The organism is Burkholderia sp. KL41 (assembly GCF_057005415.2).
In genome coordinates this window covers 1,528,020-1,551,117 of the sequence record NZ_CM174446.1, presented here as the reverse complement: position 1 = coordinate 1,551,117, position 23,098 = coordinate 1,528,020, and the positions used below count along the sequence as shown (strand labels likewise).

General features: G+C 67.8%; 21 protein-coding genes. 6 read left to right on the top strand and 15 right to left on the bottom strand.

Translation table 11 applies throughout. From position 1 onward, the window contains the following. Positions 1–18: 18 nt before the first annotated feature. On the top strand, positions 19–840 hold the full coding sequence (locus tag PQB87_RS07310; protein WP_059497879.1) for a carbon-nitrogen hydrolase family protein: 822 nt from the start codon (positions 19–21) through the stop codon (positions 838–840). 40 nt (positions 841–880) lie between these two features. On the opposite strand, the gene PQB87_RS07305 is transcribed toward PQB87_RS07310, so the two are convergent. From PQB87_RS07305 to PQB87_RS07295, 3 genes are read right to left on the bottom strand one after another with little or no spacing between them, the layout of a single operon-like run. After that, positions 881–1,192: an AtuA-related protein gene (locus PQB87_RS07305; protein ID WP_027787796.1), complete on the bottom strand. Its 312-nt coding sequence runs from the start codon at positions 1,190–1,192 to the stop codon at positions 881–883. Then, complete coding sequence (locus PQB87_RS07300; protein WP_059855206.1) at positions 1,192–2,550, bottom strand: acyclic terpene utilization AtuA family protein; 1,359 nt, start codon at positions 2,548–2,550, stop codon at positions 1,192–1,194. Before PQB87_RS07300 ends, PQB87_RS07305 begins: the two co-directional genes overlap by 1 nt. 42 nt (positions 2,551–2,592) lie before the next feature. Then, entirely contained in the window at positions 2,593–3,891 is a 1,299-nt protein-coding gene (locus PQB87_RS07295; protein WP_124673299.1) for a CitMHS family transporter, read from the bottom strand. A gap of 97 nt (positions 3,892–3,988) precedes the next feature. Between PQB87_RS07295 and PQB87_RS07290 the strand changes: the two genes are divergently transcribed. Continuing rightward, positions 3,989–4,885: a LysR family transcriptional regulator gene (locus tag PQB87_RS07290; RefSeq protein ID WP_027787799.1), complete on the top strand. Its 897-nt coding sequence runs from the start codon at positions 3,989–3,991 to the stop codon at positions 4,883–4,885. A gap of 51 nt (positions 4,886–4,936) precedes the next feature. Here the strand turns inward: PQB87_RS07290 and PQB87_RS07285 are convergent, their stop codons facing one another. Continuing rightward, positions 4,937–5,521, bottom strand: coding sequence for a flavin reductase family protein (locus PQB87_RS07285; protein ID WP_489242759.1), 585 nt, complete (start codon positions 5,519–5,521; stop codon positions 4,937–4,939). A gap of 134 nt (positions 5,522–5,655) precedes the next feature. After that, positions 5,656–6,081, bottom strand: coding sequence for a VOC family protein (locus tag PQB87_RS07280; RefSeq protein ID WP_226144838.1), 426 nt, complete (start codon positions 6,079–6,081; stop codon positions 5,656–5,658). Between the two features lie 112 nt (positions 6,082–6,193). On the opposite strand from PQB87_RS07280, the gene PQB87_RS07275 reads away from it, so the two are divergent. Further along, complete coding sequence (locus PQB87_RS07275; RefSeq protein WP_060060837.1) at positions 6,194–7,084, top strand: LysR family transcriptional regulator; 891 nt, start codon at positions 6,194–6,196, stop codon at positions 7,082–7,084. A gap of 15 nt (positions 7,085–7,099) precedes the next feature. Here the strand turns inward: PQB87_RS07275 and PQB87_RS07270 are convergent, their stop codons facing one another. From PQB87_RS07270 to PQB87_RS07255, 4 genes are read right to left on the bottom strand one after another with little or no spacing between them, the layout of a single operon-like run. Continuing rightward, complete coding sequence (locus tag PQB87_RS07270) at positions 7,100–7,879, bottom strand: hypothetical protein (protein ID WP_027787803.1); 780 nt, start codon at positions 7,877–7,879, stop codon at positions 7,100–7,102. Positions 7,880–7,934: 55 nt separating this feature from the next. Further along, positions 7,935–10,511 carry a TonB-dependent siderophore receptor gene (locus tag PQB87_RS07265; RefSeq protein WP_489242758.1) on the bottom strand — a complete coding sequence of 859 codons (2,577 nt, stop codon included), beginning with the start codon at positions 10,509–10,511 and terminating at the stop codon, positions 7,935–7,937. 54 nt (positions 10,512–10,565) lie between these two features. Next, positions 10,566–11,552 (bottom strand): FecR domain-containing protein, encoded by a 987-nt coding sequence (locus tag PQB87_RS07260; RefSeq protein ID WP_489242757.1) that lies wholly within the window; start codon positions 11,550–11,552, stop codon positions 10,566–10,568. A gap of 3 nt (positions 11,553–11,555) precedes the next feature. Next, a complete protein-coding gene (locus PQB87_RS07255) occupies positions 11,556–12,065 on the bottom strand; it encodes a sigma-70 family RNA polymerase sigma factor (protein WP_124468867.1) in 510 nt (169 codons plus the stop codon). A 482-nt stretch (positions 12,066–12,547) separates the two neighbouring features. Here PQB87_RS07255 and PQB87_RS07250 point away from each other — a divergent pair, with 482 nt between their 5' ends. The 3 genes from PQB87_RS07250 (at position 12,548) to PQB87_RS07240 (ending at position 15,360) form a co-directional block, all read left to right on the top strand. Next, positions 12,548–13,708 (top strand): porin, encoded by a 1,161-nt coding sequence (locus PQB87_RS07250; protein ID WP_489242755.1) that lies wholly within the window; start codon positions 12,548–12,550, stop codon positions 13,706–13,708. Beyond that, positions 13,708–13,884 carry a hypothetical protein gene (locus PQB87_RS07245; protein WP_489242754.1) on the top strand — a complete coding sequence of 59 codons (177 nt, stop codon included), beginning with the start codon at positions 13,708–13,710 and terminating at the stop codon, positions 13,882–13,884. Before PQB87_RS07250 ends, PQB87_RS07245 begins: the two co-directional genes overlap by 1 nt. Positions 13,885–14,121: 237 nt before the next feature. After that, the gene (locus PQB87_RS07240; RefSeq protein ID WP_111939744.1) at positions 14,122–15,360 is read left to right on the top strand and encodes a lytic transglycosylase domain-containing protein; all 1,239 of its coding nucleotides are present in this window, start codon (positions 14,122–14,124) and stop codon (positions 15,358–15,360) included. A 51-nt stretch (positions 15,361–15,411) separates the two neighbouring features. On the opposite strand, the gene PQB87_RS07235 is transcribed toward PQB87_RS07240, so the two are convergent. From PQB87_RS07235 to PQB87_RS07210, 6 genes are all read right to left on the bottom strand, one after another. Then, the gene (locus PQB87_RS07235) at positions 15,412–17,535 is read right to left on the bottom strand and encodes a phospholipase effector Tle1 domain-containing protein (protein WP_111939743.1); all 2,124 of its coding nucleotides are present in this window, start codon (positions 17,533–17,535) and stop codon (positions 15,412–15,414) included. Positions 17,536–17,540: 5 nt separating this feature from the next. Further along, positions 17,541–18,020, bottom strand: coding sequence for a DUF3304 domain-containing protein (locus PQB87_RS07230; protein ID WP_042973214.1), 480 nt, complete (start codon positions 18,018–18,020; stop codon positions 17,541–17,543). Next, positions 18,017–18,403 (bottom strand): DUF805 domain-containing protein, encoded by a 387-nt coding sequence (locus PQB87_RS07225; protein ID WP_489242753.1) that lies wholly within the window; start codon positions 18,401–18,403, stop codon positions 18,017–18,019. The genes PQB87_RS07230 and PQB87_RS07225 overlap by 4 nt, the downstream gene beginning before the upstream one ends. After that, positions 18,400–19,290 (bottom strand): DUF4123 domain-containing protein, encoded by an 891-nt coding sequence (locus PQB87_RS07220; protein WP_489242752.1) that lies wholly within the window; start codon positions 19,288–19,290, stop codon positions 18,400–18,402. The genes PQB87_RS07225 and PQB87_RS07220 overlap by 4 nt, the downstream gene beginning before the upstream one ends. 5 nt (positions 19,291–19,295) lie before the next feature. Continuing rightward, positions 19,296–22,112, bottom strand: coding sequence for a type VI secretion system Vgr family protein (locus tag PQB87_RS07215; protein WP_489242751.1), 2,817 nt, complete (start codon positions 22,110–22,112; stop codon positions 19,296–19,298). 66 nt (positions 22,113–22,178) lie between these two features. Further along, entirely contained in the window at positions 22,179–23,078 is a 900-nt protein-coding gene (locus tag PQB87_RS07210) for a hypothetical protein (protein WP_489242750.1), read from the bottom strand. Positions 23,079–23,098: the final 20 nt, after the last annotated feature.

The following is a 23,098-nucleotide window of genomic DNA, read 5'->3' as shown; positions in this document are numbered from 1 at the left end:
CGCCCACCGAAATCGCCCATGAAACTGAAGCTCGACATCGTCCAGCTCGCCGGCCGCGACGGCGACACGCACTACAACCTGCAGCGCACGCTCGACGCGATCGCGACCTGCGCGCCGGGCACCGACATCGTGATGTTTCCGGAAGCGCAGCTCACCGGCTTCCTCGATCCGTCGAACCTGGCCGAATGCGCCGAGCCGCTCGACGGCCCGAGCGTCGGCGCGGTCATCGCGGCCGCACGCGCGCGCGACGTTGCCGTCGTGGTCGGGCTGATCGAGAACGACGGCGGCCGCTTCTACAACACCACCGTGTTCGTCACGCCGGACGGCATCGCGCTGCGCTACCGCAAGACGCACCTGTGGGTAAGCGAGCATGGCGTCGTGCTGCCCGGCGACCGCTACGCGACGATCGAATGGCACGGCGTGCGGATCGGCCTGCTGATCTGCTACGACAACGAATTCCCCGAAACCGGCCGCGCGCTCGCCGAACTCGGCGCCGAGCTGATCCTCATCACCGACGGCAACATGGAACCGTACCGCCCGGTCCACCGCACGTCGGCAACGGCGCGGGCGATGGAGAACCAGGTGTTCACGGTGGTCGCCAACCGCGTCGGCGGCAGCACGCACGACGTCGTGTTCGCGGGGGGCAGCCTCGCGGCCGATCCGTTCGGCAACCTGATCTTCGAGGCCGGCAACGGCGAATCGCGCCACGCGATCGAGCTCGATTTCGACCAGCTCGCCGCGTCGCGCGCGGTTTACGACTATCGCAGGGACCAGCGCCTGCACATCGCCGGCGAACGTATCGAGCATGCGGACGGGCTTCGCGAGTTGCTGATTCCGTGACGGGGCTCGCCCGCCCGGGCGGCGCCATCCGTCATGCCCGTCACGCCGGCTCCGGCACCTCGATCGCCAGCAGCGCCGAACTGACCGACTTGCCGTGCGCGTCGAGCGCGAGCGAGCGCGTGACGCCGCCACCGAGCGCATCGCGCAGCACGAAATTGAATGCCCCGAGCGCCGGCAGTTCGTACCGCACGACGTCGCCGTGCACGATACCCGCGAGCCACGCCTTCACCGCATCGGCACCCAGATGCGTGCGCAGATGATCGTAATGGCGCGGATCGCGGCAAATCACCGACACGTTCAGCGTATTGCCCTTGTCGCCGGTGCGCGCATGCGCGAGTTCACGCAGTTGCATCATGCCTCCACGAATGAAAACGACGGCGTCACGGCCGCGCGCGGCAGCAGCACCGACTGCACGGCGATCACCTCGCGCGTCGACTTGAACGCGCCGCCGCCGCCGGCCGGCCCGTTCGTATAGAGCGTCTCGACTTCATTGCCGATCCGCGCCGCTTCGCCGGCGCTCGCCGCGCGGCCGGCCACCCGCACACGCACCTCGGCCGGCTCGCCGCGCACGGCCGGCGTCGCGTCGCCATACAGCGCATCGACGCCGATCAGGTCGAAGCGCAGCTCGGTCGCGGCGACGCCGGTCAACGCCAGCCGCTCGCGGACGATCCCGAGCGCGAGACGCGCGCGTTCGAGCGCGCCCGGGCCGCCATACGAGATCTGGCCTTCGCCGATCCAGCCGTCGACATACGCCACCGACACCTTGAGCGTGTCGGGCCGTGCCGTGCCGCGCCCGCCCGTCACGCGCACGCGGTCCGCCGCCTCCTCGGCGACGGTGACTTGCGTGAAATCCGCGACGACGTCGGGCTGCAGGTACCGCGCCGGATCGTGTATCTCGTAGAGCAGCTGTTCCTTGCAGGTCGCCGCGCTCACGCGGCCGCCCGCGTGCGGCACCTTGGTGATCACGACCGAGCCGTCCGCCGCGACTTCGCCGATCGGAAACCCGAGCCGCGCGAGGTTCGGCACGTCCTTGTAGCCGGGGTCGGCGAAATAACCGCCCGTCACCTGCCCCGCGCATTCGAGCAGGTGGCCGACGACCGTCGCGGCCCCGAGCGTGTCCCAGTCGTCCATCCGCCAGCCGAACGCATGGATCAGCGGCGCGGCGAACAACGACGGATCGGCGACGCGCCCGGTCAGCACGACGTCCGCGCCGGCCGCGAGCGCATCGACGATCGGCGCGGCGCCGAGATACGCGTTCGCGGACACGATGCGGTCGCGATACGCGGCGACGTCGTCGCCCGATTCCTCGAAGCGGAACGCGCCGCGCAGTACGACGTCGAGCACGTCGTCGCCTTCGACGGCCGCGACCTTCAGCCCGGCGACGCCGAGCGATTGCGCGATCCGTGCGGTGCGCCGTGCGGCCGCACGCGGATTCGCCGCGCCCATGTTCGACACGATGCGCACGCCCTTCGGCGCGGCGACCGGCAGCACGGCGCGCATCCGCGCGTCCAGCAGCGGGTCGTAGCCGAGCGACGGGTCCTGGCGCCGCGCCTGCTGCGCGATCGCGATCGTGCGCTCGGCCAGGCATTCGAAGACGAGATAGTCGAGCTGCCCGTGTTCGGCCAGCTCGACCGCGGGCTCGATCCGGTCGCCCGAGTAGCCGGCGCCCGCGCCGATGCGCACGCGCCGTTCAGGTTGCTTTGCTGTCATGTCCATACCGTCGTCGTCCGGCGGGTGCGCCGCCGGTGAAAATCAAAAGATGCCCAGCACGACGCACGCGACCGTCATCACGATCGACGCGCCGAACAGCAGCGGAAACGTGAACTTCTGGTGCTCGGCCAGCTCGATGCCGCACAGGCCGACGACGAGGAAGGTCGCGGGCGTCAGCGGGCTGACCGGGAAACCGGTGGTCATCTGGCCGAGCAGCGCGGCCTGCCCGACCTGCACGGCCGGCACGCCGAGCTGGCCGGCCACCTCCGCGATCACTGGCAGCACGCCGAAGTAGAACGAATCGGGATCGAACAGCATGCTCAGTGGCATCGACGCGAGGCCGAGCGCGACCGGGATGTGGCCGGCCATCGACGGCGGCACGAAGCCGACCGCCGCCTGCGCCATCGCCTTCAGCATCCCGCTGCCCTGCATGATCCCCGTGAACACGCCGGCCGCGAGCAGGATGCCGGCCATCATCAGCGCCGCGCGCGCATGCGCGTCGATGCGCTTCCTCTGCATGTCGACGTCCGGGTAGTTCACCATCAGCGCGATGCACAGCCCGACCATGAACATGATCGCCGGCGGGATCTTCTCGCCCATCACGACCATCGTGCCGAGCACGACGAGCGTCAGCACGAGGTTGAACCAGAACAGGTGCGGCCGGCGCAGCGCCTGCTCGTCGGGCGTCAGCTCGCGGGTCGGCAACGGAATCGACGCATCGTCGCGCGACAGGCCGAGCCGCTTCTCCTCGCGCCGCCCGAGCCAGTACGCGACGCCGAACACGAACACGAGCCCGATCGCCTGCACCGGGATCAGCGGATTGAACAGCGCCGACACCGGCAGGTGCAGCGAAGCGGACGCACGGATCATCGGCCCCGTCCACGGCAGGAAGTTGATGCCCGCGGCCATCGACACCGCGGCGGCCAGCACGCGCCGGTCCATCTTCAGCCGGTCGTACAGCGGCAGCACGGCCGGAATCGTCACGAGGAAACACACGGCGCCCGAGCCGTCGAGGTGGATCAGCAGCGCGAGCAGCGTCGTGCCCATCACGATCCGCGTCGGCCGCGTGCCGACCGCGCGCAGGATGCGGTCGATGATCGGGTCGAGCGTGCCGGCGTCGGTGATCGTGCCGAAATAGAGGATCGCGAACACGAACATGCCGACCACGGGCGCGAGGCCCTTCAGCCCGTCGACGACGAACTTGCTGGTGTGCAGCCCGAAGCCGCCGATCAGCGATGCGGCGATCGGCACGATGATCAGCGCGACGAGCGGTGACATCCGCTTCGACAGAATCGCGGCCAGCAGCACGACGATCGTGCCAAGCCCGAGTAACGGCAGCATCCGTGTCTCCTACCTTGTCTTTTGTTGGAGACGAGCGTAAGGTCGGCGCAGCGATAGCACAATTGAAATGATTTGATCGCAGCAATCACGAACCGTTATGGATCTGAATCTTCGCGACATTCGCGCGTTCGTCACCGTCGCGCACGCCGGCAACTTCACGCGCGCCGCCGCGCGGCTGCATCTGTCGCAGCCGGCGCTGACCGTGCAGATCCGCCGGCTCGAGGAAATCGTCGGCGCGCGCCTGTTCGACCGCAACAGCCGCAGCGTCGCGCTCACGCAGACCGGGCGCGAGCTGCTGCCGCTGCTGCAGCGTTCGCTCGACGACATGGAGCGCGTGCTGCGCGACGCGCGCGCGCTCGGCGAAGGCACGAGCGGCACGGTGCGGCTCGCGTGCCTGCCGACCTTCGCGTCCAGCGTGCTGCCGGAGCTGATCCAGTCGTTCCGGCGCGACGTGCCGCGCGCGGGCTTCGAGATCCGCGACGGCGTCGCGAGCCTCGTCACCGCGCTCGTGCGCAACGAGGAGGCCGATCTCGGGCTGACGGGCGGCGACACGTTCGATGCGTCGCTGGAGGTGCTGTATGCGGGCGCCGACCGGCTCGTCGCCGTGTGCCCGAAGGATCATCCGCTCGCGCGCAAGCGCCGCGTGAGCACCGCCGATGTCGCGGCCGTGCCGCTCGTGCTCACCGCGCAGGGCACGAGCGTGCGCAGCGTCGTCGATGCCGCGCTGGACGCGGCCGGCTGCACGCCCGACATCGCGTGCGAGCCGACCTACATGATGACGGCCGTCGCGATGGTGCGCGGCGGGCTCGGCGTGACGATCCTGCCGGCGACCGCGCGCGAGGTGCGCGCGGAGCCCGAGCTGGTGGCGAAGCCGATCGACGATCCCGCGTTCGTGCGGCCGATCGCGCTCGTCACGAAGCGCGGCCGCACGCTGCCGCGCGTCGCGCAGGCGTTCGCGGAAACCATGCTGACGGAATTGAAAAAGCGCGCGTGAACCGCGCGCCCGGATCGGGAGAGGCCGCCCGCGCGTGATGCCGGGTTCGGCTTATTGCGCGTCCGGATCGACGTGCAGCGATTCGCCGATCGCATAGAAATTGCCGCCCGCGATGTAGTGCAGGCTGCGCAGTGCCGGATCGGCCGATTCGAAATACCAGTGACCGTCGCGGAACACGCGCGTGTCGGACCACGCCGCGACCACCTCGCCGATGAACAGGTCGTAGGTCTGCTGGTTGTGCGGCTCGGGAACCAGCCTGCACGCGAGCCAGCCCGAACAGCCGGCGACGAACGGCAGGTCGTGGCCTTCGACGTCGAACAGCGTGACGCCCGCCTCGCGCAGCTTGTCCGGACGCTCGGCGAGACTGTGGCTGCCGACCGCGTGCGTGAGCTGCAGTTGCGCGGCCGTCGGCACCTGGATCACGAACGTGCCGCTGCGCTCGACGAGCTCGCGCGTCTTCGCGGACTTGTCGAGCACGACCGTCAGCTTCGGCGGCAGGAAGTCCAGCGCGCACGCCCACGCGGCGGCCATCACGTTGTCGACGCCGTCGTGGCGGGCCGACACGAGCACGGTCGGGCCGTGGTTGAGGAGACGGTAGGCCTTCTTCAGCTCCACCGGAGCGATGTAACTGTCCATACGGATTCCCTGGAGAACGGCGCGCACGGGCGGATGCCGTGCGGCGCGCGGCGCCGGCCGGTGCGCAGGTGCGCGGCCGGGCCGAAGGCCGCATTCTCGCACCCAATTTCAATCGGTGCCGACAACGCCACCCGTCACTTCGCGAACAACTGGCCGATATCGCGGAACGCCTTGAATTCGAGTGCATTGCCGCACGGATCGAACAGGAACATCGTCGCCTGCTCGCCGACCTGCCCCTGGAAGCGCACATACGGCTCGATCACGAAGGTTACGCCGAACGATCTCAGCCGCTCGGCCAGCGCTTCCCAGCCTGCCCAGTCGAGCACGATCCCGAAATGCGGCACCGGCACGTCGTGACCGTCGACCGGGTTCGTATGCGCGCCTTCCTGCGATGCGGTCTTCGGATGCTCGTGGATCACGAGCTGATGCCCGTAGAAGTCGAAGTCGACCCACTGCGCGCTCGAACGCCCCTCCGCCAGCCCGAACACACGGCCGTAGAAATCGCGCGCGGCCGCCAAGTCGTAGACCGGGATCGCCAGGTGAAACGGGGAAAGACTCATGGTTGCCTCGTGATGGAACGCTCGCGTGGCGCGAGGACGGCACCATGGTAGTCAAGGGCGATCGAAAATCAAATCAATATATAGTTTCGTCATTCACAAATGGAATTGATGAATGATCCGCGAACTGAGAACCCTCGTCGCCGTCGCCCGGGAAGGCACGTTCGCCGCGGCCGGCCACCGTATCGGGCTCACGCAGGCGGCCGTCAGCGCGCAGATGCAGCGTCTCGAAGCCGAGCTCGGCTTCGCGCTGTTCGACCGGCAGGGCCGGTCGGCGCGGCTCAACGAAATGGGCCATCACGTGCTCGGCCAGGCGCAGGCGCTGCTCGGCCTGTACGAGAACCTGAGCTCGACGGCCCCCGGCTCGCCGGCCGCCGCGCGCGTGACGATCGGCGCGATCGCGTCGGTGCAGAGCGCACTGCTGCCGGCCGCGCTCGCCGATTTCCATCGCCGGCATCCCGCGTGCCGCACGCGCGTGATACCGGGGCTGTCGATCGAGCTGGTCAACCGGGTCGACGCGGGCGAGATCGATATGGCCGCGATCATCCGGCCGCCGTTTTCGCTGCAGAGCGACCTGCACTGGACGACGCTCGCGCAGGAACCGTTCCGGCTGATCGTGCCGCGTGGCGTGAAAGGCAACGACTGGGCCGAACTGCTCGCGCGCGAACCGTTCGTGCGCTACGACCGCGCATCGTTCGGCGGGCGCCAGGTCGATCGTTTCCTGAGAAAGATGCACCTCGCGGTGCGCGACACGTGTGAGCTCGACGAACTCGACGCGATCGTCAAGCTGGTCGGGAACGGCGTCGGCGTCGCGATCGTCCCGCAGACCGCCGTCTATCGCCGCTGGCCGGCCGGCGTGCGCGCGATCGACCTTGGACACCATACGTTCCACCGCGACATCGGGCTCGTGCACCGCGCGCGGCGGACGATGTCGGAGCCGGCGCAGCAGCTCGCGCAACTGATTGAAGCGGCGTCACGACGGCGCGCGCCGCCGCGGGCGGCATAGCGCCGACGTCGTCGGTCAGCGCCGCCCGGCCGCCCAGTCGACCGCCGCATCGAACAGCGCGACGCCGGCCGGCGACAGGTTCGCGAACGTGTCGTTGTCGAGGAAGAACATCACGCGGCGCGCCGGCGCGAGCGCTTCGTAGTCCATCGTCGCGCCCTTCTCGTACGCGAAGATCGCGGCCTTGTCGGGTTGGCCGTACACGGTCGCGATCGTGATCGCGCCGAGCCCCGGCTTGCCCCAGCTCATCGGCGCCTGCTTGCCGTACACGCTGGTCGCGCCGGCCGGCAGCCCGGCCGAGATCGGGTGCGGCGCATTGACGAGCCACAGGTAGCGTTCCTTGCCCGTTTCGCCGAAGTCGACGTCGTGACGCTTGCCCGTCATCGCGAGATCGTCGAGCAGGTCGTTTTCCCACGTGACGAGCGGCTTGTCGAGCGTGCGCCAGCCGGGCCGCACGTTCTTCGACGACACCGTCGACGAGATCACGACGAGGTCGGCGTCGCGCGCCGCGTCGGGCGTCGAGGACTCGTCGATCAGGCGCACCGCGTAGCCGCGTTCGCCGAGGTGCTGGCCGATGCGTTCGTCGACCTTCAGGTTCGGGCCGCGCAGCTGCACGAGCATCGCGACGCGCGTGACGGCCTGCGGTGCATCGGCCGCCCGCGCGGGAGCAGCCACCCCTGCCCCGAGGCCCAGGCCCGCGCCGATCGCGAGCACCGAGCCCGCGATCGCGCGCAAGGCGCGGCGCCGCGCACCGGCGGCAACGGCGCGCACGGCGCCGGTCTTCATGTTCCGGTTCATCTGGATCTTCTCCGAAGCCGCGCACCGCCGTGACGGCCGCGCGGCGATTGCGTGGTCAGAACTGCAGCGTGGTGAGCAGCGACACCTGTCGCGCATCGCCGATCGCGACGAAATAACGGTTCGCGCTCGACGGGTAATAGGTGCGGTTGAAGAGGTTCTTCACATTGAGCTGGAACGACAGCTTCTGCTTGCCGATCCGCGTGTCGTAGGTCGCGAACGCGTCGGCGAGCACGTACGACGGCAGCGTGAAACTGTTCGCCGAATCGCCGGGCCGCGCGCCGACGTAGCGCACGTCCGCGCCGACGCGCAGGTCGTCGCCGCCGGCCAGCGTGCCGAAATCGTAGACGGCCGCGAGCGACGCCGTATGGCGCGCGACGTTCCACAGCTGGTTGCCCGCGTAAAGCGGATCCTCGGTCGTCTTCGCGTCGATGTACGCGTAGCTCGCGATCACGTTCACGCGCTCGCCGATCCGGCCCGACACGTCGAGCTCGATCCCGCGCGAGCGCGCCTTGCCCGACGTGCGCCAGTCGGTCAGCTTGGTCGCGTCGTTGTATTGCGACACGAGCACGTTCTTCTTGTCGATGTTGAAGAATGCCAGCGTGCCCGTCATCCCGCCCGGCAGGTCGAGCTTGCCGCCCACTTCCCACGCGGTCGCTTCCTCGGGCGGCGTCGCGCCGTCGATGATGTAGCCCGTCATCGGCGCGATCGACGAGGACGGCTTCAGCGACTGCGAATAGCTGCCGTACAGCGAGAACGTATCGGTCCACTTGTAGACGACGCCCGCGCGCGGCAGCCACTTCGAGCCGCTGAGATCGGTGTTCGCGGTAAACGGCCGGCCGCGCCCCGCGACCTGGTTGTACGTGATGTAGCGCAGCCCGCCCGACACGATCCACTTGTCGGTCAGGTGGATCGTGTCCTGCACGAACGCGGACGCATCGTGCAGCGTGTCGGTCTGGTCGCTGTCGCTCGCGGACACGGTGCTCGACGGCGGCAGCAGCCCGTAGACGGGATCGACATAGCTGAACGGCGTCTTCACGGCCTGCCGCAGCATGTCCTTGCGGTAGATGCGACGGTATTCGGTATCGAAGCCGACCTGCACGTCGTGCCGCATCCCGCCGAGCGTCAGCTTGCCGTTCACGTAGCCGATCCCGTAGCTGTCGGTGCTGAGCGAGCCGTGCGTCGCATCGTTGCTGCGCGACAGCGTGCCCTTCACCGGATCGACGCCCGTCGTGCGCAACTGGTTCGCGTCGTAGGTCTCGCGGTTGTAGCTGTAACCGAGATGCGCGCTCCAGTCCGCGTTGAACTGGTGATCGACGCTCAGCTGCGCGAGGTGCGATTCGCCGTCCATGTTGTTGAACGGCTCGTCGAGGCGCCGCCGCGCGGGAATGTCGAGCGGCGCGTTGGTACGCGGGTCGAGCGCCGTGCCGCGATCGAACGGCGAATGGAAGGTCCGGTACTGGTAGGACACCACGACCTGCGTATCGCGGCCGTACCACGCGAGCGACGGGGCGACGAAGGTCTGCCGGTATTCGCCGAAGTTGCGCCAGTACTGCTCGTTCGATTGATCGACGATCAGCCGGTACGCGAGCCGCGAATCGCCGACCGGCCCCGTCGAATCGAAGGTCGCGCTGCCGCCGTTCCTGCCGTGCCCGAACGTCGACGCGCCGAGCGAGATCGCGTTGTAGCGCACGAGCTGCGGCTGTTTCGTGACGACGTTGACCACGCCGCCCGGGTCCATCAGCCCGTACAGCAGCGACGTCGGCCCCTTCAGCACCTCGACGCTGTCGACCGCTGCGTTGAACGCGCGCCCCTGCACGAGCGGCATCCCGTTCTGCATGACCGAGCCGTCGCGATTGCCGCCGAAGCCGCGCTTCATGATCGTGTCCTGCGTGCCCGCGAGCGTGTTGCCCTGCGTGATGCCGCTGACGTTGCCGAGCGCGTCGTCCAGATTGCGCGGACGCTGGTCGCGCAGCACCTGAGCCGGCACGATGTTGACGGCCTGCGCGGTGTCGAGCAGCGGGATGTCGGAACGCAGCACGCCCGCCTCCTTCGGCGCGCGATAGCTTTCGGCGCGCAGCGCGCTGTCGCGCACCGTGATCGCCGGCAACTCGGCGCCCGCGGCCACGCCGGCCGCCACGGGTCGCGCAACCGTGCCGTCCGCACGCTTGAGCGTGTAGCCGCCGCCGGGCTGCCGCAACGCGACGAGCCCCGTGCCTGCCAGCAGGCGGTCGAGCGCACCGTCGACGTCGAAGCGGCCCTGCACGCCGTCGCTCGTCAGGCCGGCCGTCAGCTCGGCCGGAAACGCGAGCAGGATGCCCGCGTCGCGGCCGAACCGGTTCAGCGCCGCTTCGAGCGGCCCGGCCGGAATGTCGAACGCACGGCGTGCCGCGCGCTGCGCGGCCGGCGCCGCATCGGTGCCGGTGTCGGCCAGCGCGGGCAGCGGCAGCAGCGCGGACACCAGCACGGCACCGGCGAGCTGGCGCGCGAGGTGCCCGGGTGCAGCGGGTGCGGCCGGGCGCGCGGCGCGCGGCAGATGTCGGTCGGGCGCCGGACGGCGCCGATACGTGAGACGGATGGAAACCATGATCGGGAAGTCGGTGGACGATGGGCCAGTGCTGCTTTCATTACCCATGTCACGCGAACATCGAGAAACAGCTCAGGTCGGCGGAAATTTTTTTCGACACGCTCAGGAACGGGCCGGCACGACCGTCGCCCAGTAGCGCGTCAGGTAGTGCACATCGATCGGCAACGTCGCCTTCAGCGTGTCGAGCACACGCGCGGGATCGTCGAGCGGATAGGTGCCCGACACGCGCAGGTCGGCCACGGCCGCATCGCAGCGCAGGTTGCCGCGGCGATAACGGTCGAGCTCGGCGACGAGGTCGGCCAGCCGCATGCGCGACGCGACCAGCATGCCGCCCGTCCACGCGGACGCATACGCATCGAGCGGTGCCTGCACGCCGATCGCATCGCGCGTGAAATCCGCGCCTTCCCCGGCCGCGATCACGCGCGTGCCTGCCGCCGCATCGTCCGGCTGCACACGCACGGCACCGGCGAACACTTCGACTCGCGTCGCGCCGTCGCGCTGCCGCACCGCGAAGCGTGTGCCGAGCGGCTGCAACTCGCCTTGCGCGGTCGCGACGACGAGCGGCCGCGCGGGCACGCGATCGTCGTGGCCGCTCGTCACCATGATCGTGCCGCTCAGCAGGCGCAGGCGGCGCGCGGCGGCGTCGAAACGCACGTCGAGCGCCGTGTCTGTATCGAGGACGACGACCGTGCGATCCGCGAGCGTCACCGAGCGCCGCTCGCCGACCGCCGTTCGCAGGTCCGCCGGCCAGATCGCCGCGCGCCGCGCGGGTTCGGCCATCCATGCGGCGCCGCCCGCGAACAGCAGCACGGCCAGCGTCTTCACGGCCGCGCGGCGGCGGCCCGCACGCGGCGACAGCAGCGCCGCGTGCGCGGCCTGCGGGTCGAGCCCGGCCGTGAGCCCGCCCAACCTCTGCTGCATCGTTTCGATATGGCGCCATGCCGCGTCGTGCGCCGGATCCTCCGCGCGCCAGCGCGCGAGCGCGGCGTCGAACGCTTCTCCGGTGCGGCCGGCCTGCCGGTCGACCCACCATTCGACCGCGCGACGCGCAACCTGCGGCGGCACCGCCGGCGCTCCCGGGGCGGCCATCGGTCAGGCCGCCATCGCGAAGAAACACTGCGTGCCGGCCTTCACGAGATAACGCTTCACCGTCGCGAGCGACACGCCGAGTTCGCGCGCGATCTCGGCCTGCGTGAGCCCGTCGAGTTGCGCAAGCAGGAACGCACGCTTCGCCGCGAGCGGCAGGCCATCGAGCAGCCGGTCGATTTCGAGCAGCGTCTCGAGCACGACAGCCCGCTCCTCCGGCGACGGCGCATACGCTTCGGGGCGCTGCGCGAGCGCATCGAGATACGCGCGCTCGATCAGCTCGCGCCGCCAGTGGTTGCTCAGCACGCGCTGCGCGACCGTGGTCAGGAACGCGCGCGGCTCGTCGGCGCCGATCGGCTCGTCGCGTGCGAGCAGGCGCATGAAGGTGTCGTGCGCCAGGTCGGCCGCGCGGTGCGCGCAACCGAGCCTCCGGCTCAACCAGCCGCGCAGCCACGCGTGGTGGCCGGTATAGAGGGCGTCGATTTCTCGATGGAGAGACAGCTGGTCAGCAGACATGGCCGGGTTCCGGGGTGCGCAGGCGTCAACGATCTTGTAAATGAGAATGATTATTATATACAAAACCGGGTCGACGACCGGCGTGTCATGCGTGCCATGCGTGCCACGACAACGCGACAGGAAGGGTGGCGCCGCCGCGATGCCGTCGCCCGATGCGTCGTTAACACATTCATTACACCGCGGCCAAATCGATTCATTAAATAGTTATTTGACGGATCGATAACAATATCCGAACCACCTCGACTCCCCGTCGAATCGGTCGAAATTATCGCGAGATATGCAAGCCGGAATGGCCAAATCGCGAAATGACAATCAATTGATACGCAATTTTCAACAATTCAAATCCCTCGATCGTCGAGACTGGAGCACATCCCTGTCTGCCTCAAGCCACAAAAGAGAATTTCGTTTTTCCGTTTTAATCGCACTCGGTAGTCTCCTGCCATTCCGGATCACGAACACAAGCCAATGCGCAAGGAGATGAAATGAAACGCACGACCCTCTCGCTGATTTCCATCGCGTCATTCGCGACGATACCCGTCGCGCATGCGCAGTCGAGCGTCACGCTGTATGGCGTGATCGACACGTCGATCACCTACGTGAACCATGCGCAGGGCAAGGACAACGCGTGGATGCTCGGCAACAGCAGCGCGGGCAACCTGGCCGGCAGCCGCTTCGGCGTGAAAGGCACCGAGGATCTCGGCGGCGGGCTGAAGGCGCTGTTCCAGCTCGAGAACGGCTTCGACCCGAGCAACGGCCGGCAGGGCCAGGGCGGCCGCATGTTCGGCCGGCAGGCGTTCGTCGGCCTGACGAGCGACCGCTACGGCACGCTCACGTTCGGCCGCCAGTACGATCCGCTCGTCGATCTCGTGCAGGGCATCACCGCCGACAATTATCTCGGCAGCGTGTTCGCGACGCCCGGCGACGTCGACAACTACGACAACAGCTTCCGCGTCGACAACGCGGTGAAGTACACGTCGGCCGTCTATGCGGGCCTGCAGTTCTCCGCGATGTATTCGTTCGGCGGCATCGCCGGCAGCACCGGCGCCGCGCAATCGTATTCGGCCGCCGTGTCGTACAACAACGGGCCGTTCAGCGTCGCGGGCGGGTACTTCCACGCGACCAACAGCCCCGCGTCGAACGCGCTGCGCAACGGCTGGACCAGCTCGTCGGACGGCACCTTCGACGGCCCGATCAACAACGGCTATGCGAGCGCGCACTCGATCGGCATCGCGCGCATCGCGGGCCAGTATGTCGCCGGCCCGTTCACGTTCGGCCTCGGCTACAGCAACGCGCAATACCGCCGCGATGCGAGCTCGGTATTCAACTCGAACGAGCACTACAACACCGGGCAAGGCTTCGTGAACTACCAGGCGACGAACGCGCTGCTGGTCGGCGTCGGCTACAGCTATACGCGCTCGGGCGGCGACACGTCGGCCACCTATCACCAGGTATCGGCCGGCGCGGACTACAACCTGTCGAAGCGCACCGACGTCTACCTGACCGCCGCGTACCAGCACGCAAGCGGCCGGACCGGCGACGGCAACGGCGGCTCGATGGGCGCGCAGGCGTCGATCGGTTCGTACGGCTACGCGGGCACGAACTCGCAGACGATGGTCAATCTCGGCCTGCGTCACCGCTTCTGATGCAAAACGGCCGGCTGCCCGCCGTGCGGCCGGCCGAATTTGCATCGATCGATACGGCGGCACCAGCCGCCGGCGTGTTTACCGATCGCCTTTTCATCGCCCGTTTCACCGCGGATATCGGCTGCCTGTCGATTTTCATCCAGTTTGATTCAGCACCGATTTCCCGGGACGAATGACGCGATGCGTCAGTATTCCGGCGCCGCCATTACCCCGGCATTCACCGTGAAATCCGGCCATATTTACCGATAATGCTTCACCACGCGCCGTGATCGGACACGATAAAAAGGCGTGTCGGGCGCATGGGCAAATGCAAAGGAAAGTTTGACGCGAGCCATTTGCCTGCCCGCTATGGCACACTTCGCGTCTCGCGTAATTTCCTTGCACCGGGCGCCCGGATTCCGCCCCATCCTGCCATGCCGCGTCAGACCACCCGTTCGATCAGCCGAGAAACGCTGAAAATCGCCTCGACGATTGCGCTGTCGTGCGCGCTGCACGGTGTCGCGCGGGCCGATTGCCTCGACGACGCGGCCGCGTTCCAGCACGTGAGCGTCAGCCTGATGCGCGGCATCGCGCAGGTCGAGTCGGGCATGAACCCGAACGCCGTCAACACCAACACGAACGGCACGGTCGACATCGGGCTGATGCAGATCAACAGCACCTGGCTGCCGACGCTCGCGCGCGAAGGCATCACACGGGAGAGCCTGTTCGATGCGTGCACGAACGCGTATGTCGGCGCGTGGATCCTGTCGCAGAACATCCGCCAGCTCGGCGCCAACTGGAACGCGATCGGCGCGTACAACTCCGCGTCGCCCGACAAGCGCCTCGCGTATGCGCGCAAGGTCTATGATGCAATCCGGACCATGCCGGATTCGCCGGATACTCCCATGCCCATCCTTCCACCGTCCTTTACGCCGCCGCAACAGGCCCAGGCGTACAACCCGTTCGCGAGCCTGAGCGTGTCCGCCCCGCAGCAGGTCACGCGCCCGCGCACGATCTCGTCGGCTCCGCCGCCGGCGCCCCCGCAGGGCGGCCCCGCCGGTCCGGCCGGCACGTACAACTTCGGCTGGACGGTCACCGGGGCGGACCAGGCCAAGCCGACCCAGGTGTTCGACGACGGCGCGCGGGTCTACGTGCAGTTCAGCGACATGAAGCACCTGCCGGCGATCTTCACCGAAACGTCGTCGGGCCGCGTGCTGATGTCGTGGGAGTTGCAGTTCCCGTATGCCGTCCTGACGCGTCCCGCGCAAACGTTAATCTTCCAGCTCGGGCCGTTCGAGGCGCGTGCGCAGCGTGGCGGAGCCGGGACGACGGCGCAGGCAACGGCTGCGCCGGGAACGCCGCGTTCGGGCGCGACGGCGGCAACGGCTGCCACCGTGCCGGCTGCGAAACAGCCGGCTGCGAATGCGTCGACCAGGCGGACCGCATCGTCCGATGCGCTCTGGTACATCGACACGGCGTCGACGTCGGGTTCGGCACCGACCGCGAGTACCGCCAATGCGTCGACGACATCGACCCCGTCGAATACGCCGGCGACGTGGCCCACCGCGGTGACGTCGAACACGCCGCCCCCCGTTGCGACGCCTCAGGTGCCGGCCACGACGAAGCCGGCCGCGCGCGTCAGCACCGACGCGCTCTGGTACATCTCGAAGTAACGCACGGGCCAGCCGCGCGTCGGCGGCCGGCGTGGGTCGGCGGCCGGCCGACTATCGAACGACCGTCGTGCCGGGCGGTGCGGATACGGTCGACACCAGCGAGTGGTACACGTCCGCGACGCGATCCAGGAAGGACTTGTCGGGCGCGGTCGCGATCTTCTGCATCGCCCGCGTATTCATGTAGTTCTTGATCGACACCAGGTGGCTCCACACGGCCTCGATATCACTCTCGGCCATGCTGTCGTGCACGTGCTTCACGAACAGCGGATACATCGCTTCGACTTGCGGCAGGCGCTCGCCAGGATTGTTCCACAGCCAGAACAGCGCCTGCGCCTGCGGGTCGGTATTGAACATCGACGCCGGCAACTCGCCGTCGAGCTGCTTCATCGCCTGCTTCCGATCGAACCCGTATCCCGGGCGCGTGCCGTGCTGCTTCTGGTAGTCGATTTCGCGCACCAGCTTCTCGTAGCGGCCGTACGCCAGCGGATTCGCCGCGCCGCCGAGCCACCCCGGCTTGCGCTGTGTCGCGGCCGTGCGATTCTCGGCCCGGTCGTACCACATGCGCAGCCACTGGATATACACGACCATGTGGCCCTTGAGCTCGCCCTGGATGTCCTTCGGCAGGTCGGTCACGACGACCGGGCGCGGCGGCGTCCGGTCGGGCACGCGGCAACCGTCCGTCATGTCGGGCAGCGGCTTCGGATTGAGAAAATCGAGCGGCCCGGTCGACGGCCTGAGCGCCGCCGACGGATAGCCGATGCCGGCGCCCAGCGGCGACAGCGGCGGAATCTCGCGCGTCGTCGCCACGAGCTTCTTGACGGCCACCCGGTAGTCGAGCTGGAAGGCCTGGACCTCCTGCGGCGCGACGATCTGCTGATACAGTGCGCCGTCCTCGTTCGCCAGCGCAGCCAGGTTCGGCATCGGAATGCCGGCGCCGTACGCGCGGTGGTACATCATCTCGAGCGGCAGGCGCGCAAGCTTGTCGGAAATGCCGTCCTCGCCTTCGATCGCACCGCCGCCCACGTCCACCTGCGCGCCGGGAAAGAGGCGCTCCTGCCGCCGGCCGCGCATGTCGGCCGGATCGACGCCGAGCATCGTCAACGGCTTGTACACGCGCAGTTCATGCGCGGCCGCGTAGTGCACGCATTTCTCGATGTCCGGCGACAAGATCAGATCCGACGACACCGCGTTGCTCAACGGAATGTAGCCCGTCAGCAGGTTGTCGTCGAAACGGTTCGTCACGCAGTCGAACAGGCCCATGAACTTGATCTTGACCGCCACGCCGTCGTACTTCCCGCCCTTGCAGGTTTCCTCGAGCAACCGTTTGGCAAAGGCCAGCGCGAGGCCGCCGCCCATGTCGTACCCGAAGATCGCGACATGAATCTTGTTGATCGTGCCCGCCTGCTTCGCGCCCGCCACGGCCGCCTTGAAATCCTCGTCCGCCGCCTTCAGGCGCGTATCGACGCCGGTATTGAACAGCGCGGCGCCGAGCTTCGTGTCGCGCGAGAGCTGGAACGACTCGGCCAGCGCGCCGAGCGTTTCCTTGCCGACCTCCTTCAAGACCGTCTTCGGAATCCGGTACGGATACTTGACGACATCGCGCCAGAACCCTCGCCATTCGCGCTTCAGGTAACGCAACGCGCGGTTCTTTTCCGCCCCCGGCCGCGCGACCGCTCGCTCGAGCCGCTTCCGTGCGTCGCCCACGCCTTCCTTCGCCTTGTCGAACACCGTGCCCACCGTGTCGCCGACGCGGCCGCTCAGCGTGGAATTCCCCTTCCTGCCGCTCTGCTTCCACGCGTCCTCGACCGTCTTCATGCCCTTCTCCTTGGCCTTGTCGACGGTCATCTCCTTGAGCTTGTCGCCGGCCTTTTCGCCGGCGGTGTCGAGCGCCTTGTCCTTCAACACCTGCCGAAGCACGCCGGCTTCCGGGTCGAAATCGGCGCCGAGCCCCGGATAGTAGAAGCGCCGCATGTTCTTGTTCTTCTTGTCGTATGCGGCGTTGAACAGCTTCAGGATGTTGGTTCGTGGTCCTTCCTTGTCACCGAAACCGAATCCGTCGAAATAGAAGCTGACCCACAGCATGTGCTCGCATGCGGGGCACATCTGCTCGGCTTCCGCCCTGACGCGATCCGTCTCCGCGCTTGCGGCGTCCTTCTTCAGGTTGATTTCGGCCATGGCGCTCACTTCTCCTGGGTCGGCTTGAGCTCGGGTGCGTTCATGTCGTCGACCCACTGCAGCTCGGCGGTACCGTTCTTGCGGAAATACACGCGCAGATAGCGCGACGTCGGCGATTCCGGCTGCGGGATGGTCACGTCGATCGTCTTGCGCTCCGGCTGGATGCCGCGCTGAATGTCGGCCAGCGGTTGCGCGAATTCCCAGTACAGCTTCACCTTCTGCCCCGGCGTCACCTTGCAGCCACACGCAAAGCCGCCGCCGCCGCCGAATGCCTCGCCGTCCTCGCGCGCCGCCGGGTTGCCGAAGCACCCGGACTTGTGCTCGTTGTCGAGCCAGAATTCGTGCAGCTTACGGCCGTACTCGTTGTATCCGGTGACGCACACGTTATGCGGCTCCGCCGACACGTCGACGCCGTGCTTGCTGCATGCGGCGAGCACACCGAGCCCGACCAGCGCCAAAACGTGCATCCCTGCCCTGAATTTCATCGATACCCTCGCAAACTTGCGTCGTTGTTGCCTTCACCGCGCGACGGCGGATCGAACCGGTTATGTACGTCGTCGCCACGGACGAACCCGTTCATCGCGATCGCGACGAACGCGCCGACGACGGGAATTGCATGGACGAGCGTCCACCACCCGGACTTGCCGATGTCGTGCCAGCGCCGCACCGACACCGCGACCAGCAGCCAGATCATCACGATCGCGAATGCCCATCCGGCAAAGTCGACGATCGTCTGCGCACGCTGTGCGGCGGGCAGATCGGCGAGCGCGTCGAACACCGAACCGGCGACCAGCAACGGCACCGTCACGCTCCACCATTGCATGCGCCCGGCCCGGCCGCGCAACGAAAACAGCGCAGGCACGCTCATCGCTGCGCCTCCTGTTCCGTCGCGGCATTCGTTGCCTCGCCATGCTCGAGCAGGCGATCCAGCAATGCGTCGCACAACGCGTCGTGATCGTGCCGATGCGCGGCGATGCACTCGGCGACGCTCGCATCGTCGAGCCGCACGTGGCCGACCATCGCGAGGGTCGCGCCGATCCGGTAGGCGAGCCTGTCGTCGTTCAGCCCCTGTGCATCCAGCATGCGGAACAGCGTGAGCATGTGCGCGTATGTGTCGAACGGATCCGCGTCGACCGGGATCCGGCCGTTGCGCCGCAATTCGGCCAGCACGGCGTCCGGCCGGCTGCCGCGGCGCAATGCGTCGAGCTCGCGGGCGTCCATGCGCGCGTAGAAGATCCGCTCGTGCCGGCGCGGATGCCGCACCGTACCGACGGTTCCATCGCGACACACCCAGGTCCACGACACGCACGGCGACAACAGCGCCTGATAGCGCGACCCGGACAGTGCGCCGGCCAGCGTCTGGAACACCGCCGCATCGTAGAACCTCAGCAGGCCGTCGCGATCGTCGGGCAACGTCACGCGCGTCCGGATACCAAGTTTCGGCGCGAGTTCGTCGAGCGGATAGATGCTGACCAGCGACAGAAACGCGAACGGCCGCCGCGCGAGCTGCCGTTCGAGCAACGCCGACACGTGCGGCGCACGATAGTCGCACACCAGCGCGCAGACTTCCGGGTTGCTCGCTTCCGGCTGACCGGCGAGCAGGTTGCGAACCTGCCCTTGCGCGATCAGCTCGCGCCACGGCGCCGCGTTGATCGGCAGTTGCGAAGCATCGGCCAGCAGATAGCGATGGGTATCCGGAAACGCCGTGTGCTCCGCGGCGGCCGTCGTTTCCCAGGTCTGAAGCAGCGTTGTCATCGGCGTCACCCGCGCGTGGCGACCGCTTCGTGGCGATGCGCGAGATCTCGCATGCATTCGACGCACGCGGGCTTGTTCATCGACGGCAGCTGCACGTTCGCGGAACGCGGCCCGGTCAGCGTGTGCTGGGCCGCATGAAACGTCGCCTTGCCGGGCGCGCCGATCACGATGTCGTTGCCTTCCATCTTCAGGAACGCGTTGGCGGCCGTCAGCAGCAGCCGCTTCGGCGACTGCAGCGCGACACTCGCCTGCGCGCTCGACACCGTCACTGCGCGCTGCGCATTGGCGTCGAGCGTCCCGGCGTTCTGCGCCTGCACGGTGACGGCGCCCGTCGCCGCGTGCAGCGCGATGCCGACGGCCGGCACCGGGCGGCTGCCGCCCGAGGTGCCGTGCGTGTACAGCGCGATGCCTTCCTTCGCGACGATGCTCGACTTGCCGTGGACCGTAACCTGCACGTCGCGTCCTGCGCTCAGCGCGGTTTGCGTGCCCGACGCCCACACGTGGCTTCGCGCGGTCATCGCGACGACGCCGGCCTCGCCGTGCGCGACGAGATGCGGATGCTGCCACGCAACCGCACCGCCTCCGCCGGCACCGCCCGCGCCGTTGCCTTCGCGCGTCGCGCCGATCGACACCTGGCTCTGCTGCAGCCCCTCGATCGCCGCGAGCGGCGACGCGGCGCTCGCGCCGGCACTCGCGACACCGGGCTGTGCCGTGCTCACACCCGGCTCCGCACCCTGCTTGCGCGCGAAATCCGCGAGCCCCTGCAGCATCTCGCGTTGCTGCGCGAGCACCTGGCTCGCCGCGCTCGCGTCCATCTGGTTCACGCCCGGCGCCGTGCTGATCAGCAGGCCGGCACCGGCGCGCAGCGCACCGGCCGCCTGCGTCGACAGTTCGGCGCCGTAGCCGCGATCGGCCAGACGCCGGTTGTCCTGCACCTGCTTGATGTGGCCGAGCGTCAGGCCGCTGTCGTGATCGGTCGTGTAAAGGCGCGCACTTGACTGGCCGGCCGTATCGTCGAGCATGAATTGCCGCGAGCCGCCCGCGCCGGTCTGGCTCGCGCTCATGTCCTGCGTCTTGAAGCCTGTCAGCACGGCCGCATGGTCGTTGCCGGCAAACCAGGCCGCCGCATTGGCCGTGCTGCCGCTCGGGCCGCCCGCGAACGCATTGTGCTGCGCGTTGGCGTTGCCCTGCCCGTTGTACAGCGCGGCGACCGCAACCGGCCGGTCCGGCTGGCCTTCCAGCCACTCGGTCCAGACTTCCTGGCCGACGCGCGGCACGCTCACGCCGCCCCAGTTGTCGCCGCCGACCGGCGTCACCATGCGCGTCCAGGTGCCGGCGCCACGATCGGCCGGCGCATTCGCCGCGCGCGGATGCGCTTCGCGACTCGCGGAATTCTGCCCACGCTGCGCGTGATGCTGGATCCGGATCCGGTGATCGCGTTCGGTGTGAACCGGATCGCCCGCGCCGACCACGACGGTTGTCTGCGCGCCCGGCATCACCGCGACCGGATGCACGCGCGCACCGTGCCCGTTCGACGCCAGCGGCCGATAGGCCTGGTCGAACGGCAACGCGGCGAAGCGGTTCCGGTACACCTCGTTGCCGTCCACGAGCGCGCCGCCAGCGTGTGTCGTCGCGTCGAATACCGCATGCAGCGCCTGCGCGCTGCCGTATCCGACTGCCTCGCCGGGTGCGGCGTCGGGCGCCGACGGAATCTCGCCCAGTCGCTGCGCGATCGCACCGTGCACGTCGGCGCCCACGTTCGCACGCGCGTCGTGCTCGACACGCAGGCACACGAACGTGCGCGATGCATCGAGCGACGGATGCTGCGACATCGCGAAGTGCAGCCCCGGCCGCAGATCGCGACGCGTGCCGCTGCCTTCGGCCTGCAGCGCCGCCACCCGCTGCGCGTCGAGTTGCTGCTGCGCGCGCTGTTCGCCGATCGCGGTGGTCTGGAACGCGTACGGGCCGGCGACGTCGCGATCCTCGCCCGGCACGACCGCGCCGTTCGCGCGCACGCCGGACGGACGGGTCGACAGGCTTCGATGATCCCAACTGGCGCGCGCGACGCTGCCGATGCGCCAGCGACGCGCATGCAGGAATTGCCGGATACCGCCGCGCGGATCGCCGTCGCTCGTCTGATGGAACCCGACGACCTCGGGTTCAGCTGGGTCGAAACGCTGGTTCGTATCGGCGAGAACCAACGTGTGCTTGCCGAGGTTCGTCGACTGCGCGTCGCCCTCGTGTTCGAACCAGTAGAAGATGCCCTCTTCCGCCCACAGACGTTCGAGAAACGCGAAGTCCGATTCGCCGGCCTGTGCGGTCAGGCTGCGGCTCGCATATCGCGCCGGGTCGGCGAGCGACCAGCGCCATGCCGGCGCAACCGCGCCACGCGCGTAGTGCGAGAAAACCTGTTCGCTGATCTCGATCACGCTCGCGTTCACGAAGTTGTAGCTGTCGACGCGCTGCTGCAGCAGCGCGAGCCACGGTTCGACGACGAGTCGCACGCGCGCGAGCCCGCCGTTGTAGCCGACGAGTTCCGCGGCCATCACATGGCCGTGGAACGGGCGCCGTGCGTCCTGCCCGTCGGCGGCTTGCCATTCGATGAGGATCACCGCACCGATCAGCTTGTCGAGCGGCACATCGGGACGCTCGGTCAGCGCGGTGACCTGGAACCGGAAGCCGCCGCGATCGAGCGACTCCCATCCGTGCAGGCTCTCGGCGACGAGCTTGTCCGCGCCGAGCGGCGTGGTCAGCCACAGAAACCGGTCGTGCTGTGACCAGCCGCGGAAGAACGCCTGGATGAGGTCAGATTGGGTCGACATGATGGGTGGGTTCGGGGTTCGCGGGGGGTACGTTCAGTTCCTGGAGTCGAAGCATCGGGTTACGCATTATCGTTCGGTCAAATCGACGTCGGACAGTTTGTCCATCTGTATGAATGCTTTGCCTTTCATTTCCGAGGGCGACTGGATGTTGACATTCGCGACGCCGAACATCTGGTAGGTGCCCCCGGGGATCCGTTGCCGCGATGCGCCCGGATCGAACGTCAACGCATCGTGCGGCACGACGAATTCGACCTTCACCGACTGCCCCGGTTTGACCGAAATCACAGACGCATAGGCGCGGGAAGCGGCACTCAGGTACTTCTCGACCAGCGCGACCTGGAAGCGCGCGCCAGCGTCATTGTCCGCGCTGATCAGAAAGTATTGCCCGTTCAGGAGCGCGCGCCGCGACAACCACTTCTCCGGGCCATCGATGACCACTTCCTGCGTCCCGTCGTTCCCGAACACGACATCGACCACCAGATTCCCCGCCTCGGAACGCGCGGCGAACGTCGGGTGCAGATTGATCTCAGGCGTGCCGTGATCCAGCAGATCCTGCGCAAGTTCGTAAAGAAACAACAGCTTTCCGTTGATCTCGTCGCTGGATCGATATTGAAGCTGCCCCTGGTAACGCGTTCCATCCCGATCGAACGAATATGAGAGGACCGATCCGACATTCCGGCCCGGGACCGAAGCGATCTCGTTATTGGCCAGAATCCGCTGCATCTGCTCGATTTCCGGCCGGTAACGATCGTTCAGTTCTCCCGTGTATTTTCCGATTCCTACATACTTCGCCGGCGGCATGAGATCAAGATCCAACCCATGCGAATAGTAGGCGACACGATTGCCGTCAAACGTGAAACCCAATGGAGGCGCAGGCTTGATCTGCCCCGGGCTGCTCCGGATTTCGAAATGACCATGCTCGTCCCGCGCAGACGCCATGTCCGTCGCGCAGGGAAGCAATGCCACCAACACCAGGATTCGTATAA

Bases quoted from the DNA above. Each gene is read 5' to 3' on its own strand.
- PQB87_RS07275 (WP_060060837.1), top strand. From the start codon at position 6,194: ATGATCCGCGAACTGAGAACCCTCGTCGCCGTCGCCCGGGAAGGCACG.
- PQB87_RS07240 (WP_111939744.1), top strand. From the start codon at position 14,122: ATGCCGCGTCAGACCACCCGTTCGATCAGCCGAGAAACGCTGAAAATC.
- PQB87_RS07255 (WP_124468867.1), bottom strand. From the start codon at position 12,065: ATGTCTGCTGACCAGCTGTCTCTCCATCGAGAAATCGACGCCCTCTAT.
- PQB87_RS07220 (WP_489242752.1), bottom strand. From the start codon at position 19,290: ATGACAACGCTGCTTCAGACCTGGGAAACGACGGCCGCCGCGGAGCAC.
- PQB87_RS07285 (WP_489242759.1), bottom strand. From the start codon at position 5,521: ATGGACAGTTACATCGCTCCGGTGGAGCTGAAGAAGGCCTACCGTCTC.
- PQB87_RS07305 (WP_027787796.1), bottom strand. From the start codon at position 1,192: ATGCAACTGCGTGAACTCGCGCATGCGCGCACCGGCGACAAGGGCAAT.
- PQB87_RS07230 (WP_042973214.1), bottom strand. From the start codon at position 18,020: ATGAAATTCAGGGCAGGGATGCACGTTTTGGCGCTGGTCGGGCTCGGT.
- PQB87_RS07260 (WP_489242757.1), bottom strand. From the start codon at position 11,552: ATGGCCGCCCCGGGAGCGCCGGCGGTGCCGCCGCAGGTTGCGCGTCGC.
- PQB87_RS07250 (WP_489242755.1), top strand. From the start codon at position 12,548: ATGAAACGCACGACCCTCTCGCTGATTTCCATCGCGTCATTCGCGACG.
- PQB87_RS07245 (WP_489242754.1), top strand. From the start codon at position 13,708: ATGCAAAACGGCCGGCTGCCCGCCGTGCGGCCGGCCGAATTTGCATCG.
- PQB87_RS07270 (WP_027787803.1), bottom strand. From the start codon at position 7,879: ATGAACCGGAACATGAAGACCGGCGCCGTGCGCGCCGTTGCCGCCGGT.
- PQB87_RS07295 (WP_124673299.1), bottom strand. From the start codon at position 3,891: ATGCTGCCGTTACTCGGGCTTGGCACGATCGTCGTGCTGCTGGCCGCG.
- PQB87_RS07310 (WP_059497879.1), top strand. From the start codon at position 19: ATGAAACTGAAGCTCGACATCGTCCAGCTCGCCGGCCGCGACGGCGAC.
- PQB87_RS07300 (WP_059855206.1), bottom strand. From the start codon at position 2,550: ATGACAGCAAAGCAACCTGAACGGCGCGTGCGCATCGGCGCGGGCGCC.
- PQB87_RS07225 (WP_489242753.1), bottom strand. From the start codon at position 18,403: ATGAGCGTGCCTGCGCTGTTTTCGTTGCGCGGCCGGGCCGGGCGCATG.
- PQB87_RS07265 (WP_489242758.1), bottom strand. From the start codon at position 10,511: ATGGGTAATGAAAGCAGCACTGGCCCATCGTCCACCGACTTCCCGATC.
- PQB87_RS07280 (WP_226144838.1), bottom strand. From the start codon at position 6,081: ATGAGTCTTTCCCCGTTTCACCTGGCGATCCCGGTCTACGACTTGGCG.
- PQB87_RS07235 (WP_111939743.1), bottom strand. From the start codon at position 17,535: ATGGCCGAAATCAACCTGAAGAAGGACGCCGCAAGCGCGGAGACGGAT.
- PQB87_RS07290 (WP_027787799.1), top strand. From the start codon at position 3,989: ATGGATCTGAATCTTCGCGACATTCGCGCGTTCGTCACCGTCGCGCAC.
- PQB87_RS07215 (WP_489242751.1), bottom strand. From the start codon at position 22,112: ATGTCGACCCAATCTGACCTCATCCAGGCGTTCTTCCGCGGCTGGTCA.